Source organism: Mesorhizobium sp. M1A.F.Ca.IN.022.07.1.1, assembly GCF_003997575.1.
Classification (GTDB): domain Bacteria; phylum Pseudomonadota; class Alphaproteobacteria; order Rhizobiales; family Rhizobiaceae; genus Mesorhizobium.
Window position 1 is genome coordinate 1 of sequence record NZ_RZST01000619.1, and the last position, 1395, is coordinate 1395.

1 protein-coding gene and 1 pseudogene are annotated in these 1395 nt (G+C 62.6%); one reads left to right on the plus strand and one right to left on the minus strand.

All coding sequences use genetic code 11. The features are described from left to right. Window positions 1–600, minus strand: a 600-nt coding sequence (locus EOA75_RS32815) for a 50S ribosomal protein L25/general stress protein Ctc (RefSeq protein WP_127326134.1), incomplete at its 3' end; no start/stop codon positions are given. Between the two features lie 396 nt (window positions 601–996). On the opposite strand from EOA75_RS32815, the pseudogene EOA75_RS32820 reads away from it, so the two are divergent. Further along, window positions 997–1395: pseudogene (locus EOA75_RS32820) on the plus strand (glutathione S-transferase family protein); the annotation flags it as partial.

Consider the following 1395-nt stretch of genomic DNA (forward strand, 5'->3'; position numbering starts at 1 on the left):
TTCGGCAGTCTCCTCCGTCTCCGGCTTCATTGCCGCGGAGCCGGCGATGGTCGCGATGGTGAAGTCGCGATCGGAGATCACCGGCTTGACGCCGGCCGGCAGGGCAACCGCCGAAATGTGAATCGAGTCGCCGATTTCGGTGCCGGCGAGATCGACGGTGATGAATTCCGGGATCGCGTTGGCAGGGCAGTGGAACTCGACTTCGTGACGAACGATGTTGAGCACGCCGCCGCGCTTGATGCCGGGCGACTTGTCCTCATTGATGAAGTGGACGGGCACGTCGACATTGACCTCGGTGTCCTTGCCGATGCGCAGGAAATCGACATGGACCGGGAAGTCCTTGACCGGATCGAGCTGAAAATCCTTCGGCAGGACCTGGATCTTCTTGCCGTCGACATCGATCGTAGCGATCGTGGTCAGAAACCCGCCGCCGTGGATCTTGTAGAAGATGTCCTTGTAGTTGAGGGCGATCGCCAGGGGGGGCTGCTTGTCGCCGTAAATAACTGCAGGCACTTTGCCGTTGCGGCGAACTGCACGGGCGGACCCCTTACCGACCTGTTCGCGCGCTTCGGCCTTGAGCTCGTAAGCCTCGTGGCTCATGGCATTTCCTTTCGCGTGTTATGGAGCGCTCGCGGCGGGCAAGCCCATCCGTAAACGTCGAAAGCCGTCGCGGCCTTGCATGGTCCATCCAACGCTTTTGGCTGTCCAAACGCTTCGGGGATCATGCAGGCCTGGCCGGCCTTCCTCCGCGTTGCCTCCAAGGGTGTCTACGCGGGTGGCGGCTCTATAGCGGAAGGCGGGCAGGGGCGCAAGCCGTTGAACGGGAAGGCTTGACTAGGCTAAGCGATGATATCCGGCCCGGGAGGCATAGCCGACGCGTTGCTCCGCTGCAAAGTCGGATCTGGCGAGTTGCGCCGGGTCCCGCCCGCATGCGTCATGTAGCATCGGGCCGGTTTCAAACGTCCTTGGCAGGCAATCGAAGGACCGGAGATCGACATGAAACTACTGTTCAGCCGCAATCCCAATCCTCGCCTCGCGGTCGCGTCGGCGCGCTATCTGAAGGCCGATGTCGCCTTCGAATTCGCCTCGCCCATGGCGCCGGGGCAAGCCGAGCGCTACCGCGCGCTGAACCCAAATTTGACCTTGCCCATCCTGGTCGGCCCGGGATGGAGCCTGTGGGAAGCCGATGCGATCGCCTGCCGGCTCTCGCGCGACATGCATTCGGATTTCTGGCGCACCGGCGACGACGAACCGGAGATGATCCGCTGGCTGAGCTGGGGCAAGGAGAATTTCGTCAGGGCCTGCGACATGGTGCATTTCGAGCGCGGCACGAAACAGCGCTGGGGACTGGGGCCGATCGACAAGGCATTGGTCGAGGAGGGGCTGAGGCAGTTC